This window comes from Thermotoga maritima MSB8 (assembly GCF_000008545.1).
Lineage (GTDB): Bacteria > Thermotogota > Thermotogae > Thermotogales > Thermotogaceae > Thermotoga > Thermotoga maritima.
The window spans coordinates 494,622-510,798 of the sequence record NC_000853.1 but is presented as its reverse complement, the minus strand read 5'-3'; the positions used below and the strand labels follow the sequence as shown (position 1 = coordinate 510,798).

General features: G+C 46.6%; 15 protein-coding genes, 1 tRNA gene and 1 pseudogene. All 17 read left to right on the top strand.

Going from position 1 to position 16,177, the window contains the following annotated elements; all coding sequences use genetic code 11:
• Nucleotides 1-57 precede the first annotated feature (57 nt).
• The 17 genes and pseudogenes from TM_RS02465 (at nt 58) to TM_RS02385 (ending at nt 16,172) form a co-directional block, all read left to right on the top strand.
• Entirely contained in the window at nt 58-1,206 is a 1,149-nt protein-coding gene (locus TM_RS02465; protein ID WP_004081485.1) for a TIGR00529 family membrane protein, read from the top strand.
• The gene (gene uvrA / locus TM_RS02460) at nt 1,203-3,953 is read left to right on the top strand and encodes an excinuclease ABC subunit UvrA (RefSeq protein ID WP_004081486.1); all 2,751 of its coding nucleotides are present in this window, start codon (nt 1,203-1,205) and stop codon (nt 3,951-3,953) included. The genes TM_RS02465 and uvrA overlap by 4 nt, the downstream gene beginning before the upstream one ends.
• Before the next feature lie 19 nt (nt 3,954-3,972).
• Nucleotides 3,973-4,202: pseudogene (secG, locus tag TM_RS02455) on the top strand (preprotein translocase subunit SecG).
• Between the two features lie 4 nt (nt 4,203-4,206).
• Nucleotides 4,207-5,412 carry a tyrosine--tRNA ligase gene (tyrS, locus tag TM_RS02450; protein WP_004081488.1) on the top strand — a complete coding sequence of 402 codons (1,206 nt, stop codon included), beginning with the start codon at nt 4,207-4,209 and terminating at the stop codon, nt 5,410-5,412.
• 82 nt (nt 5,413-5,494) lie between these two features.
• On the top strand, nt 5,495-6,697 hold the full coding sequence (locus TM_RS02445) for an outer membrane anchor protein OmpA1 (RefSeq protein ID WP_004081489.1): 1,203 nt from the start codon (nt 5,495-5,497) through the stop codon (nt 6,695-6,697).
• A gap of 34 nt (nt 6,698-6,731) precedes the next feature.
• Entirely contained in the window at nt 6,732-7,985 is a 1,254-nt protein-coding gene (locus TM_RS02440) for an outer membrane porin OmpB (RefSeq protein ID WP_004081490.1), read from the top strand.
• Between the two features lie 67 nt (nt 7,986-8,052).
• Nucleotides 8,053-8,141 (top strand) — tRNA-Ser (locus TM_RS02435).
• A gap of 37 nt (nt 8,142-8,178) precedes the next feature.
• Nucleotides 8,179-8,703, top strand: coding sequence for a cysteine hydrolase family protein (locus tag TM_RS02430; protein WP_008192125.1), 525 nt, complete (start codon nt 8,179-8,181; stop codon nt 8,701-8,703).
• 10 nt (nt 8,704-8,713) lie between these two features.
• Complete coding sequence (locus tag TM_RS02425) at nt 8,714-10,009, top strand: hypothetical protein (RefSeq protein ID WP_004081492.1); 1,296 nt, start codon at nt 8,714-8,716, stop codon at nt 10,007-10,009.
• 13 nt (nt 10,010-10,022) lie between these two features.
• Nucleotides 10,023-10,904, top strand: coding sequence for a pyridoxal 5'-phosphate synthase lyase subunit PdxS (gene pdxS, locus TM_RS02420; protein ID WP_004081493.1), 882 nt, complete (start codon nt 10,023-10,025; stop codon nt 10,902-10,904).
• 3 nt (nt 10,905-10,907) lie between these two features.
• Complete coding sequence (gene pdxT / locus TM_RS02415) at nt 10,908-11,474, top strand: pyridoxal 5'-phosphate synthase glutaminase subunit PdxT (protein WP_004081494.1); 567 nt, start codon at nt 10,908-10,910, stop codon at nt 11,472-11,474.
• Nucleotides 11,471-12,100 carry a hypothetical protein gene (locus TM_RS02410; RefSeq protein ID WP_004081495.1) on the top strand — a complete coding sequence of 210 codons (630 nt, stop codon included), beginning with the start codon at nt 11,471-11,473 and terminating at the stop codon, nt 12,098-12,100. The genes pdxT and TM_RS02410 overlap by 4 nt, the downstream gene beginning before the upstream one ends.
• 40 nt (nt 12,101-12,140) lie before the next feature.
• Complete coding sequence (locus TM_RS02405; RefSeq protein ID WP_081625174.1) at nt 12,141-13,130, top strand: TIGR00374 family protein; 990 nt, start codon at nt 12,141-12,143, stop codon at nt 13,128-13,130.
• A complete protein-coding gene (locus tag TM_RS02400; RefSeq protein ID WP_004081497.1) occupies nt 13,127-13,720 on the top strand; it encodes a TIGR03936 family radical SAM-associated protein in 594 nt (197 codons plus the stop codon). The genes TM_RS02405 and TM_RS02400 overlap by 4 nt, the downstream gene beginning before the upstream one ends.
• Entirely contained in the window at nt 13,713-14,081 is a 369-nt protein-coding gene (locus TM_RS02395) for a response regulator (protein ID WP_004081498.1), read from the top strand. The genes TM_RS02400 and TM_RS02395 overlap by 8 nt, the downstream gene beginning before the upstream one ends.
• Nucleotides 14,074-15,411: a PP2C family protein-serine/threonine phosphatase gene (locus TM_RS02390; protein WP_004081499.1), complete on the top strand. Its 1,338-nt coding sequence runs from the start codon at nt 14,074-14,076 to the stop codon at nt 15,409-15,411. The genes TM_RS02395 and TM_RS02390 overlap by 8 nt, the downstream gene beginning before the upstream one ends.
• A complete protein-coding gene (locus TM_RS02385; RefSeq protein ID WP_004081500.1) occupies nt 15,411-16,172 on the top strand; it encodes a YebC/PmpR family DNA-binding transcriptional regulator in 762 nt (253 codons plus the stop codon). Before TM_RS02390 ends, TM_RS02385 begins: the two co-directional genes overlap by 1 nt.
• Nucleotides 16,173-16,177: the final 5 nt, after the last annotated feature.

The window sequence follows — 16,177 nt, the reverse complement described above, 5'->3', positions numbered from 1 at the left end:
AAAGAAGGGGAAATTTCCCCTTCTTCTTTTTCTTTATGTCGTGGAGGTAGAAGAGCCTTGAACACTCTGTCGGTGTTGTTATCCCTCTTCACAGTCATTGTTGTGCAGAGAGTTTTTAAAAAACTTTCCATTTCTCTGCTCTCCGGTGTCATCGTGATGATTCTCTCTCTCAAGGTGAGGAACATTCTGGAAATCTTTTTCTGGACAGTCTCTTCAGATTCCTTCTGGTCACTCATAGTGACGGTTTTTCTGATATACCTTCTTTCAGGGATGATGGAAAAATCGGGTGATTACAGCCGCTTTTCCGAGGAAATGCGAACTATCTTTTCGAAGAACGTGGATTCGTTCGTCCCCGCTCTCATAGGTCTCATGCCGATGCCCGGCGGAGCTCTCTTCACAGCTCCCATAGTGAAGAACTCACTTCCCGAAGAGAACTCGTTGAAACTCGCCGTCAAGAACTACTGGTTCAGACACACGATAGAATTCTTCTGGCCCATATATCCCGCTGTGGTGCTCGTCTCTGAACTCTCCGGAATTCATCCGGGAAAGGTTTCTCTGACTCTCTTTCCTGTGTTCGCCATAGCCTTTTTTCTGGGATGGTTTTTTTTCAATGGGAAGCAACTTCCTTGTCTCTCTAAACCTAGATCGTTTTTCAATCTTTTTCCACTGATACCTGTTCTGGGAACGGGTGTTCTCATACTCCTTTTCAAAGTTTCAGGATGGTTCGCACTTCTTTTGAGCACATCGGGTTATGCGGTATTCAGGAGAAGATACCTTCTAAAGACTCTGAAGCAGGTTTTCAATAAGTGGGATGTTTTTCTCGTCCTCTTTTTTGTTTACATCTACAAAGTCGTAGTTGAACACTCCGGCGTGGGTGAAGGCATCGCGGCTGAATTTGTCAGATGGAACCTTTCTCCCTGGATCCTTCTCATATTTTTACCTCTCGTGTCGGGAATCTCCACGGGTATCACACAGGCAGCCGTTGGTATTTCTCTTCCCGTTTTGATGGAGGTGTTCAGCAGCAAGTACGCCGTGTACACCTACATGTTCGCTGTGGGTGGTGTCATACTGTCTCCGGTTCATCTGTGTGTAGTGCTGTCTGCGAAATTCTTCGAGGTAGAGGTGTTCGACATTCTAAAGAAGGTGTTCCTCCCACTGGTGCTGACTCTGATCCTCGGCGCCCTCGTTTTGGGGGTGATCCTGTGAACGAAATCGTGGTGAAAGGAGCAAGAGTTCACAATCTGAAAAACATAACCGTGAGGATTCCAAAGAATAGGCTTGTTGTCATAACGGGAGTTTCGGGATCGGGAAAGTCTTCACTCGCCATGGACACGATATACGCCGAAGGACAGAGAAGATATCTGGAGTCACTTTCTACGTATGCGAGACAGTTCCTCGGCAACCTGAAAAAACCTGATGTTGACGAAATAGAAGGGCTTTCCCCCGCCATAGCCATAGATCAGAAAACCGTCTCTCACAATCCCAGATCAACCGTTGGAACGGTGACGGAAATTTACGATTACCTGAGGGTGCTCTACGCGAGGATAGGAAAAGCCCACTGCCCTGAGTGCGGAAGGCCTCTCGAGAAAAAGAGCATCGATGAGATCCTTCAGGATTTGTTCAATTCTTTCAAAGAAGGGAGTCGAATCTACATACTCGCACCAGTTGCGACGGAGAAGAAAGGAACATTCAAAAAAGAGATCGAAGAGTTCATTTCCAAAGGATTCGCGAGAATAGAAATAGACGGCGAGATTTACAGACTCGAGGAAGTGCCGGAACTCGACAAGAACAAACGACACACTGTGAAGCTGGTGGTCGATAGGTTGATCCTTGAAACCAGAAACGAACACAGGATACTGGACAGTCTCGAGCTAGCAATGAGGGAAGGAAAAGGATTCGTCGAGATCAGAAACGTCGACACCGGAGAAAGCAAGATCTTCAGCGAAAACCTCATGTGCCCGGTGTGTGGTATTGGGTTTCCAGAGATCACACCAAAGCTGTTTTCTTTCAACAGTCCGTATGGTGCGTGTCCGAACTGTCACGGCCTTGGCTTCACATTTGAGGTGGATCCATCCCTCGTGATAGACGAAGAGAAGAGCGTTCTCGAGGGTGCGATCATTCCGTACAGATGGGACAGAAGGCTCTCGAGATGGGTCGCAAGGGAGATAGAAAAGCGAGGCGTTTCCCCTCACCTTCCCTTCAAAGATCTGCCTGAAGATGTGAAAGAGTTCATCTTGTACGGAGATGATCGTTTCGAAGGAGTGGTTCCAAAAGTTCAGAGGTGGCACAGAGAAACGGAATCTCCTGAAATGAAGGAGTGGCTGGAAAAGAACTTCATCGTACAGAGAACCTGTTCCGTCTGCGGTGGGAGAAGATTGAACAGGGAAGCCCTCTCTGTGAAGATAAACGGTTTGAACATACACGAGTTCACCGAGCTTTCTATCTCAGAAGAACTCGAATTTTTGAAGAATCTGAATCTCACCGAAAGAGAGCGGGAAATCGTGGGAGAACTCCTGAAGGAAATAGAAAAAAGGCTCGAATTCCTCGTGGACGTTGGACTAGAATATCTCACTCTCTCCAGATCCGCCACCACACTCTCTGGAGGAGAATCTCAGAGAATAAGGCTCGCAACGCAGATAGGTTCGGGTCTCACAGGAGTCATCTACGTGCTGGATGAACCGACTATTGGACTCCACCCGAGGGACACAGAGCGACTGATAAAGACCCTCAAAAAGCTCAGGGATCTTGGAAACACGGTGATAGTGGTGGAACATGACGAAGAAGTGATCAGGAACGCTGACCACATTATAGACATCGGACCAGGTGGAGGAACGAACGGCGGTCGGGTCGTCTTCCAGGGCACTGTGGATGAACTTTTGAAAAATCCAGACAGCTCTCTGACGGGTGAATACCTCTCGGGGAAAAGAAAGATCACAGTAAACAAAACGAGGCGGCTTCCTTACGCGTCTTTGAAGATCAAAGGCGTTCGTCACAACAATCTGAAAAACATAGACGTTGAGATTCCCCTCGGTGTCTTCGTCTGTGTCACGGGAGTGTCGGGATCCGGAAAATCCTCCCTCGTCATGGAAACGCTCTACCCGGCGCTGATGAACCTCCTTCACAAAACCAAACTTCCCGCTGGAGAATTCGACTCAATTGAGGGACACGAGAACATCGACAAGATGATTGCAATTGACCAATCTCCCATTGGAAGAACACCGAGGAGCAACCCAGCCACCTACACCAAGGTGTTCGACGAAATAAGAAGCCTCTTTGCCATGACCCCCGCTGCTAAGGCACGTGGTTACAACAAGAGCAGGTTCAGCTTCAATCTGAAGGGAGGAAGGTGCGAAGCCTGTCAGGGTCAGGGTTACGTGAAGATAGAGATGCTCTTCCTTCCCGATGTGTACGTGGAGTGCGATGTTTGTAAGGGAAAGAGATACAACAGAGAAACACTCGAGATAACCTACAAAGGAAAGAACATTTCTGATATACTCGATATGACGGTGGATGAAGCGCTGGAGTTCTTCAAGAACATACCCTCTATAAAGAGAACGCTTCAGGTCTTGCACGATGTGGGCTTGGGATACGTGAAACTCGGGCAACCGGCCACCACCCTCTCCGGGGGTGAGGCGCAGAGAATAAAGCTTGCGTCTGAATTGAGAAAAAGGGACACAGGGAGAACCCTCTACATACTCGACGAGCCAACTGTTGGACTTCACTTTGAAGACGTGAGGAAACTCGTGGAAGTGCTCCACAGGCTGGTAGATAGAGGAAACACCGTAATCGTGATAGAACACAATCTCGATGTCATAAAGAACGCGGATCACATCATAGATCTCGGTCCTGAAGGTGGAAAAGAAGGTGGTTACATAGTTGCAACGGGAACACCAGAGGAAATAGCAAAGAATCCTCACTCTTACACCGGAAGATTCTTGAAGAACGTGTTATAATGCCCAGGGAGGTGTAGTGATGAAGACGTTTTTCCTAATCGTTCACACCATCATAAGCGTGGCTCTCATCTACATGGTCCAGGTGCAGATGTCGAAATTCTCAGAGCTCGGTGGTGCTTCGGAAGTGGAGGACTTCACACCGTTTTTGGAAGAAGAAAAGGCCTCGACACCGGTGGAAAGATCACTCTTGTCCTGTCTGTACTCTTTTTCGTTTCCTGCGTAGTAACAGCTTTCGTTCTAACGAGGTGATGGGATGACGCCGGAGGAACAGGTGAAAATTCTCAAAAGAAACGTTGTTGACCTCATAAGTGAAGAAGAACTCCTCGACAGAATAAAAAGAAAAGGAAAACTCCGCGTGAAACTCGGTGTGGATCCCTCAAGGCCCGATTTGCATCTGGGTCACGCGGTCGTTCTGAGGAAGTTGAGAGAATTTCAGGATCTCGGTCACACGGTCGTTCTGATCATAGGAGACTTCACCGCACGTATTGGTGATCCCTCCGGAAGAAACGAAACACGCCCCATGCTGACCAAAGAAGAGGTTCTGGAGAACGCAAAGACCTATCAGGAGCAGGCCTTCAAAATACTGGATCCCAAAAGAACGGAACTTCGCTTCAACGGTGAGTGGCTCGACAGGATGACCTTCGCAGATGTGATCATTCTGGCTTCGAAGTACACGGTTGCGAGGATGCTCGAGAGAGACGATTTCGCAAAGAGATTCAAAGAAGGCATTCCCATTGCCATATCAGAGTTTCTGTATCCGCTCGCACAGGCCTACGATTCCGTTGCCATCCAGTCAGATGTGGAACTCGGCGGAACGGATCAGCTTTTCAACCTCCTTGTGGGAAGGAAGATACAGGAAGAATACGGTCAAGAGCCCCAGATCGTCATGACGATGCCGATCATCGAGGGAACAGACGGAAAATTGAAGATGAGCAAAAGCTACGGAAACTACATCGCTTTCAACGATCCGCCCGAGGAGATGTACGGCAAACTCATGTCCATACCTGATGAACTCATCATAAAATACATGCGCCTTCTCACGGACATCCCAGAAGAACGGATCGAAGAGTACGAAAGAAAGATGAAGGAAAAAACGATCAATCCACGAGACGTGAAGATGGTTCTCGCGTACGAGATAACGCGCTTCTTCCATGGTGAAGAAAACGCAAAGAAGGCCCAGGAACACTTCGTGAAAGTCTTTCAAAAGAAAGAAATTCCTGACGAGATGCCGGTCGTTGAGATTTCTCAGGAGAAGAACATCGTGGATCTCCTCGTGGAGATAGGAGCTGCATCCAGCAAAAGTGAGGCTAAAAGACTCGTTTCTCAAGGTGGAGTGTACATCGACGGAGAGAGGATAGAGGACATAAAATTCACTGTAGAACCTGATGGAGAGCGAGTTTTGAGAGTTGGAAAGAGGAAGTTCTACAGAATATCAGGTGGAGAGACAAAAAAACTTTAGAAAACTCTTGAATTTCCTTTGGACGGGATGGTATAATCACCACAGGATTTAACTGTGATCAATGAGAAGGGAGGTTTGTCCCATGAAGAGAGTTCTTCTTACCGTTGCAATGCTGTCCGTTTTCTTCTCAGCGATGTTCGCGTTCTTCCCTGATGTTCCAAAAGATCACTGGGCTTACGAGTACGTCTGGAAGCTGTGGCAGAGGGGTATCTTCATAGGTTATCCGGACGGCGAGTTCAAAGGGGACAGGTACATCACCAGATACGAAGCAGCGACTGCGGTGAGCAGGCTCCTCGATTTCATCGAACAGAAGATGCTTGCGGGTGCTTCAGGTGATCTGGCACAGGTCGTTGGAAACCTCTCCGACAAGTACATGGCCCTCGAGGAGAAGGTTAACGGTCTCACCGGCATACTGGACACTCTTGCATCTCAGATAGGTACCACTCAGGCCAATCTCACAGAAACCGAAAGAGAACTGCTCGAGAAGATCGATGCTGTGAAAGAAGAGATCGAGATGGAGTTCGACAAAGAGATCTCGCTCAACAGAGAAGTTGTGAACAACATCGGGCTCAAACTTGGAAATCTCTCCAGAGACTACGAAAGATACAAGGAGAATGTGGACGCAAAGATCTCCGAAGTGAACGAAAAACTCGCAGCCCTTGAAAAGGACCTTGGAAACAAGATCGCCGATCTCGAAGGAATAGTCAACCTTCACGAGAAAGACATCATAAACATCTACAACAAGATCAGTTCCGTTAACGAAGAACTCAACAACAAAATCGCCGCGACAGAAGAGAAACTCTCCAGGAAAGATGAAGAAATCTCCGCAATGGTCGAACTTCACGAAAAAGACATCATAAACCTCTACAACAAAGTCGCTGCACTCAACGAAGATCTCAACAAAAAAATACTTGACACGAAGGCCGAACTTTCTGCTAAAATAGAGTCACAGGAGAAAACGTTGAACATGGTCTACACAAAACTCCTCGACACAGAAAGCAAATTGAACGATGAAATTTCCGCTCTCAAGGAAAAGGACGCGGAGATACAGAAGACGGTTGATCTTCATGAACAGGATATCGTCAACCTCTACGGAAAAACGTCGTCTCTCGAAGAAGACCTCAACATGAAGTACAACGAGACTAACGAAAAGATCGATCAGGTGAAGGCGGAACTCGAGGACAAAATCGAAAGCGTGAAGGCTTACAACAGGAATCTCAGCATCCTCACAGGTGCGTTCTTTGGAATTCTCGGTCTCATTCTGATCGCAATCAGTGGTAAATAAAACCAAAATTTATTCTGAGGGGAGGTAAGATGTTATGAAGAAGTTGCTCGCTCTTTTCCTGGTACTGGGTCTTTTAGTCACAGCAGCGTTTGCCTACGAAGACGTCGTTAAAGTCAATGTCTCTGGAACTGGCTACTTCAACGCGTACCTCGATGAAGAAGGCATCGATCTTGAAGGTGGTATTAGTGATTTGTCTGTGTCCATTTCTCCAAGCTCTGGCAGTGTAACAGCACCTGCTACCATTACAGCAGAATTTTCCATTGACGTCCTTGGAACAGACGCTTCTCTCAGCAAGATAGCTGTCACAACGGATCTGTTCGATCTCACTTACTACAACTCTGATATCTATGGGGATGGCTATGTGTTCTACTACGTAGGAGACAGAGCACTTGAATTTACGCCAAAACTTGGTCTTGAAGGAATTTCTCTGACCGCCTACTTTGCAGACATTGTGTCTGAGACAGATCTCACCAACGCCACGAATGATACCAACAATTACTTCGACGACGCTGTTGCTCTGAAACTCGGTGTGACGAACCTTGATCTCCTTGATGCGACACTCTTCGGTGCGTTCTATGATACTGATACGAACAATGCCACAAGCGCCTATGGCTATGCTGCCCACTTGAATCTCACTGGAAAAGACATCCTTGAAAATCTCGTGGTCGATCTTGCCTACGCCTACGAAGCAACCAGCATGTACCTGGTAGAAGCACAGTACAGCAAATCCTTTGAAATGGAACCTGTTACTCTGACGGTGTCTCCATACTTTGTCTATTCTGAAGGAGCCCCCACATACTACGACGATGATTCTGTTGATGGCGATGGCTGGACAGCACCCTGGGGATCCAAACTCGTGAAAGTTGGTCTCAAAGCGGAAGCTGGTGTCACCGATGAAGTGACCTTCAGTGCAGAACTGACACCGACTTACGATCTTGATGCCAATTCTTTCAGCCTGCCTGTGACGCTTGCTCTTGCTTACGACTCCGATATGGCAGAGGCAAATGTGAGCGCTTCCTGGGATGATGCTGTCGCTTCTGCTACTAATGTCACCATCGATGCCAACCTGACAGTCACAGCCGTTGAAAATCTTACAGTCAAAGCAGCTGCACAATACAAAGTTGCCACCAACGAACTGGGTTACAACGTCGACACCAGCTACGTCTACGGACCTCTCACAACAGGATTCTTCTTCGGAACTCTGTTTGATTCCAATAGTGATGGTACTGCTGATATCAACGATTACTTCACCTGGTACCTCTACTTGAAAGCTTCCGTTGCATTCTAATCCACACCACCGCAAATCAACCCCCGGCACTTGCCGGGGGTTTTGTTTTGTTGTATAATTTAAAACTGGAGGCGTGTCCGAACTGGCTAAGGAGCCGGTCTTGAAAACCGGTGGGCCGGAAGGCCCGTGTGGGTTCGAGTCCCACCGCCTCCGCCAGCCCCGTACGGGGCTTTTCTTTTTAGGGGGTGAAAACGTGAGAGCCCTTCTTGTAGTGGACCTCCAGAGGGATTTCGTTGACGAAGGCGGTGCTCTTTACTTCGAAGGAGCAGAAAAGGTGATCAATCCCATTTTGAAGTGGGTTGAAGAGTTCAAAAAGGAAAACCTTCCCATCATCACCACACAGGACTGGCACGATCCTGAAGACAGAGAATTCAACATCTGGCCAAAACACTGCGTTGCAAACACTGATGGTGCAAGACTCACTGAAAAACTCGAGAAAGCTTTGAAAGATTATCCAAATCATTTCTCTGTGAAGAAAAACCGATACAGTGCCTTCTACAACACGAATCTTGAAAAGATAATCAGAGACAACGAAATAGACGAAATTTACGTTTGTGGAGTTGTAACACACATCTGTGTGCTCTTCACCGTCGAAGAGTTGAGAAACAGGGATATCCCTGTTAAAATAATCACTGAAGGCGTCGCTTCTTACGATGAAGAGCTTCACCGCTTTGCGCTGAGGGAAATGAAAGAAATTTTAGGAGCAGAATTCATTTGAGGTGATCAATGTGAAAAGACTCAGCCCCGAGGTCTTCAAGGTTCCCATCGACCGCATCAGAAACGGTTACTACTCGGACATATACTTCATAAACTACGTGAAGGTCCTGAAAAGAGACAGCCGCCACCCACGGGTGTACTATCAGTTCTTTCCAAGAAAAGACGCCGTAATCTGCGGAATTGATGAGGCCCTCGCCATTCTGAAGTTTTGCACGGGATACTACAAAGACGAGGAAAAAGCGAGAGAGCTCTTCGAAGAGATCTTGAAATTAGACAAAGAAATGCAGGCTGCCTCGGTTGAAATGGACGTTCAGAAGATTCTGGAGCTCACACAGAAAAAGTGGGACCTCAGATTGAAACTGAACGATCTTTGGGTAGACAAATGGGATGAAATAGAAGTACACGCCCTTTACGACGGCGAGGAAGCGAAAGAAGGAGAGCCGATAATGACAATAGAGGGAGATCCCACCTATTTCGGGTATCTCGAAACGGTTCTTCTTGGTGTGATCGCAAGAGCCACCAGCACGGCAACGGCCGTCAAGAAAGTGGTGAAGGCAGCGAGAGGAAAACCCGTGCTCTTTTTCAGTGCCCGTTTCGATCACTACTGGGTCCAGGCAACGGACGGCTACGCAGCTCTCAAAGCGGGGGCCTTTGGAGTTTCTACAGACGCGAACGCGGATTACTGGGGTGTCAAATCCATGGGAACGATGCCCCATGCTCTGATAGCCTGCTACGACGGGAAGACCGAGGACGCTGCCATCGCTTTTGACAGACACATGGAAGAAGATGTGAACAGGATCGTTCTTGTGGACTGGGACAACGATGTGATAGGAACAACCTTCAGGGTCATCGAAAAGTTCTACGAGTACGTGATGAAAAAGCCGTTCAAACTGGGAGTAACGGATCCATCACCGATCATAGGTCCTGGAAAGAACAAGATATGGGGTGTGAGGTTCGACACCTCCGGGAACCTGAGAGATAAATCTGTGGTCCCAAAAGACGAATCCTCCTTTGGAGTGTGTCCGGAACTCGTCTGGAGAGCTCGTCAGGAGTTCGACAAGGTGGGACTCAGGGATCTGAAGATAGTCGTCTCCGGAGGATTCGACGAGAAGAAGATAGATCTATTCGAAAGATTGGGAGTGCCGGCAGACGCTTATGGTGTCGGTTCTCGCCTGCTGAGGGAGAAGGTAGACATCACAGCAGACATCGTTGAAGTCAATGGAAGACACTGTGCAAAGGTGGGAAGATACAAGATAGAAAATCCCAGATTGAAAAAAGTGGGGAAACGCTACTGGGAGGAAGAGTGAGGAGGTGAACGCGATGGAAATCAAAAAGGGTACCTGGATCATAAAGAAGGGTTTTGCGGAGATGTTCAAAGGCGGCGTCATCATGGACGTCACCTCTGCTGAACAGGCCAAGATCGCAGAAGAAGCGGGAGCCGTTGCGGTAATGGCCCTCGAAAGAGTTCCAGCCGATATCAGAAAAGAGGGTGGAGTCGCCAGAATGGCAAGCATCGCAAAGATCAGGGAAATCATGGAAGCAGTATCCATCCCTGTGATGGCGAAGGTGAGAATCGGTCACATAGCCGAAGCAAAGATACTGGAGGAACTCGGAGTTGACTTCATCGACGAATCCGAAGTCCTCACACCAGCTGACGACAGGTTCCACATCAACAAACACGAATTCAAAGTGCCCTTTGTCTGCGGTGCAAGGGATCTCGGGGAAGCTCTCAGAAGAATAGCGGAAGGTGCAGCCATGATCAGAACGAAGGGAGAAGCCGGAACGGGAAACGTTGTAGAAGCAGTGAAGCACATGAGAAGGGTGATGGAACAGATAAAACAGGTGACGAAGATGGAAGACGAAGAACTCGTCGCTTACGGAAAAGAAATAGGAGCTCCCGTCGAGCTTCTCAGAGAGGTCAAGAGACTTGGAAGACTTCCCGTTGTGAACTTCGCAGCGGGTGGTGTGGCAACTCCTGCGGATGCGGCTCTCATGATGATGCTCGGAGCAGATGGAGTGTTCGTGGGATCCGGTATCTTCAAGTCCAAGGATCCGAGAAAGATGGCGAAAGCCATGGTGCTGGCCGTTACCTACTGGGACAATCCAAGGATACTCCTCAAGATCTCCGAAGACATAGGAGAGCCGATGAGAGGGCTCGATGTCGAAGAACTCGAAGTGAGAATGCAGGAGAGAGGGTGGTAAAGAATGAAGATAGGCGTTCTGGGTGTTCAGGGAGACGTCAGAGAACACGTGGAAGCTCTCCATAAACTCGGAGTTGAGACCCTGATAGTGAAACTTCCAGAGCAGCTGGACATGGTGGATGGCCTCATTCTGCCCGGTGGAGAATCGACCACCATGATAAGAATTCTCAAAGAGATGGATATGGATGAAAAGTTGGTGGAAAGAATAAACAACGGCCTTCCCGTCTTTGCAACGTGTGCCGGTGTGATCCTTCTCGCAAAGCGCATCAAAAACTACTCTCAGGAAAAACTAGGAGTTTTGGACATAACCGTTGAAAGAAATGCCTACGGAAGACAGGTCGAAAGTTTTGAGACGTTTGTAGAGATACCCGCTGTAGGAAAAGATCCGTTCAGAGCCATTTTCATAAGGGCTCCGAGGATCGTTGAAACAGGAAAGAATGTGGAAATTCTGGCAACTTACGACTATGATCCTGTTCTAGTGAAAGAAGGAAATATACTCGCGTGCACGTTTCACCCAGAACTCACCGACGATTTGAGACTGCACAGATACTTCCTGGAGATGGTGAAATGAAAGTGAAGATTGATCTGGAAGATGAAAAACTCCGTGAACGAATAGCCAGTATCGTTCAAGAGGCAGGTTTTTTCATAAATGAATCGGCGGATGTGATCATCACCGACGATTTGAAAAAACAGGGTCGGTGGGTGATTCTGGTTTCAAAGAACGTACCTGAGAAGGTTCCGGAAGGTGTGCTGGACGTGATCGATCCACGCCTTCCGGATTTTCTGCTGAGAAGAAAATTCGAAATGATGAAAGCGTACCTGATATTCCCATTTGGTATCCTCAGCTATCTCGAAGACGAATTCGAAAAATCAAAGCGATACGGATTTCCACTTTCTGTTATCTATCTCTTCTTCGAAGATGACGGTACGGCAAGACGTGTCTATGAACTCCTTCGAGAACTTTTGAGGTCTTCTGATAGATTCGATTTCCTGAAGAGAAACGAAATAATGATCGTTCTTCCCGGAACATCGAAAGAAGGCGCGGAAAGACTCCTCAAAAGGTTGAAGAGAAAGTTCCTGAGATTGGACTGGACAAAACAGCCGATGCTCGAGTACGGAGTCGCCCAGGTCGAAGACTGGATGGAAACCGTTGAAGATCTGCTTGCATCTCTTGAATCCTCTCTGAGGAGGTTGTAAAAATCTGAGTAAAAAAGAGTGGATCAACATAATTCTGGCACTGGCTTTTGGATTTCTCGCCGTTGTTTTTATTTTCAGGGAAGTGGATCCCGCTGAATTTTCCAGATATTTTCATTTGAAATCTCTCCTTTACATGTTCCTTCTCTGCGGAACATTTGTTTTTTCTATCGTCATAGACTCTCTCAGGATGAAATGGCTCTACTCATTTGTGTGGAAAGAGAAGTTTCCACTGTACGATGCCTTCTTCAACAATTACATGAGTTTTGTCTTCAGCATGCTCACCCCTTTCTATTTTGGAGGACAGTTTTTCCAGACGTATCACCTCTCAAAAATGGGTTTCAAATCTGAACACAATGTGAACGTGATTCTTTCCAGATTTGTAGAATACCTGATCTCCGTTACTGTTCTTTCGATTCTGGGCCTTGTGAGATACAGAAACTTTCTCTTCTCGAACGCACTTTTGACTTCAAAGTTGATACTTCTCGCGTACCTCATCAGCGTATTGTTCATTGCTGTTTTGATGTCTGCGCTGATAAATCCTCCCCTCATCGCACGTCTTTTTAACGCTTTCAAAAGAATAAGATGGATAGATCGACTCATCAAAAAGATCACCAAAGCAGAAGACTGGGATACCAGATTTCTCGAATGGACAGAAAAATTGAAGGAAAGTGTTCAAGTACTCTGGAAAAGCGGCTTTATGTTTTTTGATTTTCCTCTCACTTTCATTTCCCTGCTTGTTCAATCTTTTGTTCTCTACCTTGCCATCTGGCTCACATCCGGAAAAATAGGTTTCCTTGATGTCACAGGCCTCTTCTATTTCTTGAGTTTGGTCGTGTTTTACATACCCACTCCTGGAGCGAGTGGAGGAGTGGAAGCGGTTTATCAGATCGTTTTTTCCAAGATTTTGAATTCTTCCGAAAAAACACTCGCCTCCATTCTCATCTGGAGGATTTCCACCTATTACCTTCCGATATTCATTGGTATAGCATTCCTCTTGATTTACCGCTATCCGAAGGAAGTGACAAAATGAAGATCGTTCTCAGATTCAAGAAAAAAGGAATGAGGAGATTTCTCTCAACACTTGAGTCCATAAAACTCGTGGAAAGATCCATAAGGAGAGCAGATTTTTCGATCGTTTTCACGGAAGGTTTCCATCCAAAACCGAAGATGAGTTTCCTCGACGCCATGCCGGTGGGTGTGGTGAACCTCGCTTTCTACGTGGAACTCTTTGTGAAAAACATCTCAGAAAAACACATAGAAACCCTGAAAAGCATTCTCCCAAAGGATTTCGCTTTAGAAAGTGCATGGATCTTCGATGGAAACATCAACGAACTGGTCAACTCGTATCGTTTCTTAGTGATCTCAGAAAAACCTGTGGATCTGGAGAAGACTATTTTGAAAAAGAACAAAAAAGTTTCGTTCAAAGAGAGTCTTCTTGATTTTGAAATATCGAGTGGAAAAAAGTATCACATCTTCAGGTATACTCAAAAGAGGGAGAAACTGATAAACCCGTTACTCCTTGCAGAAGAAGGAACTTTTTTCTTACCCATATGTGAAGAAGCCATGACCGAACACGGTCCTCTTTCTTCTCTCCTCGAAAGGAGGGGTACGCGTGTCTAAAAAAGTTCTTCTCGTTGATGACTCGGCGGTTCTGAGAAAAATCGTTTCTTTCAATCTGAAAAAAGAAGGTTACGAAGTGATAGAAGCGGAAAACGGGCAGATAGCCCTGGAAAAGCTTTCGGAGTTTACACCAGACCTGATAGTTCTCGACATAATGATGCCCGTGATGGATGGATTCACCGTGTTGAAGAAGCTTCAGGAAAAAGAAGAATGGAAAAGAATTCCGGTGATAGTCCTCACGGCAAAGGGTGGTGAAGAAGACGAATCTCTGGCACTTTCCCTGGGTGCCAGAAAGGTCATGAGAAAGCCGTTCAGTCCCTCCCAGTTCATCGAGGAGGTGAAGCATCTATTAAATGAATGAAAGGGAAATTTGCGAAAGAATCGCTGAAATCTTGAATCTTGAACACGACTGTTCGAAGGGAATAGATGATCTTCTGAAGATCCTGGAGTACGAGATAAACGAATATCGAAAAAGCTTAGAAGAGCAGGCCATGTTCATGGAAGCTCAGATCGAAGAACTCTCGCGCTCGTACGAAGAAATATCAACTCTGCTTGAAATCTCGGAGATTTTCGGAACATTTGAATTTCCTTTGAACTTGCAGGACAAACTGGAAAAGGTTATTCGACTCCTCAGGAACGTGATAAAATTCGAAAGCTATCTCGTTCATCTTGAAAGTGAACTGACAGTCGGGGATCTGAACAGAGAAGAAATAGAACCAGAAATAGGAAATCCAGAAAAGACTGTTCTGATAGAACCCGGGAAATCTGAGAAATTTTCAAATCTTCTGTTTGTACCGATAAAAGGGAACAAATACTACGGATATGTGTGTTTCGTTGGAAAAGAAGACGGAGGGGTTTTCACCGCCGGCGACAGGAAAATAGCTGAGATGACGGCAAGATACATAGCGAGTGCTCTCGACAGATTGGATTTTCTCAAAAAGGAGATAGAGCGAGAAAGACTGGAAGAACAATTGAACATAGCAAGACAGATACAGACAAATCTTCTTCCCCGGAAAATTCCAGAGATTGGTTTCGTAGAAGCAGATGCCTGCTCTCAACCCGCTGTTCAAGTTGGTGGAGACTATTACGATTTCTTCGTGTCACAGGAGAAAAGATTTCTCACAGTCGTGGGTGATGTGGCAGGAAAGAGTGTACCGGCGGCTCTGCTCATGAGCGCTGTGAGGAGTTATCTGAAAGTACTGGTCACCACGTGTCCCGATCTGGAAAAGCTTGTGAACAGGCTGAACACCATTCTCTGTGAAGACATGACAAACGATCGCTTTGTAACGATGGCTTTTATAGAGATATCTCCAGATGGAACTTTGAATCTTATAAACGCAGGCCACAATCCAGTTTATTTCTTGCATAAGGGAGAGCTAGTCAAGATCGAAGCTTCCGCGATCCCAATTGGTATAACGGAGTGGGAATACAAAAAACACACCATTCACCTGAAACCCGATACATTCGTGATATCCTACTCTGATGGATTGACAGAAGCAAGAAACGAAGCGGGTGAGGAATTCGGATACGAAAGGCTCGAAAAGATTCTAAGGGAATTTAAAGGTGAAACACCCGCTGAATTGCTGGAGGCACTGAGAAAAAGAGTTAAATCGTTTATGGGAGATGCCCAGCAGCACGATGATATGACAATTGTGGTGTTAAAATATAAAGGACAGCAGGAGGTGGAATGATGTCAGGTCACAACAAGTGGGCCAATATTAAACACAGGAAGATGGCCCAGGATGCGAAGAAATCCAAGATCTTCACAAAACTGATCAGAGAAATCATCGTTGCAGCAAGGGAAGGAGGAGGAAACATAGAAACAAACCCGCGATTGAGAGCAGCAGTTGAAAGAGCAAGGGCGGAAAACATGCCCAAAGAAAACATTGAAAGAGCCATAAAAAGAGGAACGGGAGAACTCGAAGGTGTAGACTACCAGGAAGTGATCTACGAAGGGTACGCACCCGGAGGAGTCGCTGTGTACATCAGAGCGCTCACAGACAACAAGAACAGAACTGCTCAGGAACTCAGGCATCTGTTCAACAAATACGGTGGCAGTCTTGCAGAAAGCGGTTCGGTGAGCTGGATATTCGAGAGAAAAGGAGTTATCGAAATCTCGAGAGACAAGGTGAAAGACCTGGAAGAGCTCATGATGATTGCTATAGACGCGGGAGCGGAAGACATAAAAGACGCAGAAGATCCGATACAGATAATCACAGCACCTGAGAATCTTTCAGAAGTGAAGAGCAAGCTGGAAGAAGCCGGTTACGAAGTGGAAGCGAAGGTAACATTCATTCCGAAAAACACGGTGAAAGTCACGGGTAAAGATGCCGAAAAAGTCCTCGAATTCCTCAACGCACTGGAAGATATGGACGACGTGCAGGAAGTGTATTCGAACTTTGAAATGGACGACAAAGAGATGGAGGAGATACTTTCCAGACTGGAAGGATAATCCTG

What these genes read in the sequence shown, in the direction of transcription:
- tyrS (WP_004081488.1), top strand. Translation starts at nt 4,207, where the DNA reads ATGACGCCGGAGGAACAGGTGAAAATTCTCAAAAGAAACGTTGTTGAC.
- TM_RS02445 (WP_004081489.1), top strand. Translation starts at nt 5,495, where the DNA reads ATGAAGAGAGTTCTTCTTACCGTTGCAATGCTGTCCGTTTTCTTCTCA.
- TM_RS02440 (WP_004081490.1), top strand. Translation starts at nt 6,732, where the DNA reads ATGAAGAAGTTGCTCGCTCTTTTCCTGGTACTGGGTCTTTTAGTCACA.
- pdxS (WP_004081493.1), top strand. Translation starts at nt 10,023, where the DNA reads ATGGAAATCAAAAAGGGTACCTGGATCATAAAGAAGGGTTTTGCGGAG.
- pdxT (WP_004081494.1), top strand. Translation starts at nt 10,908, where the DNA reads ATGAAGATAGGCGTTCTGGGTGTTCAGGGAGACGTCAGAGAACACGTG.
- TM_RS02410 (WP_004081495.1), top strand. Translation starts at nt 11,471, where the DNA reads ATGAAAGTGAAGATTGATCTGGAAGATGAAAAACTCCGTGAACGAATA.
- TM_RS02400 (WP_004081497.1), top strand. Translation starts at nt 13,127, where the DNA reads ATGAAGATCGTTCTCAGATTCAAGAAAAAAGGAATGAGGAGATTTCTC.
- TM_RS02390 (WP_004081499.1), top strand. Translation starts at nt 14,074, where the DNA reads ATGAATGAAAGGGAAATTTGCGAAAGAATCGCTGAAATCTTGAATCTT.
- TM_RS02385 (WP_004081500.1), top strand. Translation starts at nt 15,411, where the DNA reads ATGTCAGGTCACAACAAGTGGGCCAATATTAAACACAGGAAGATGGCC.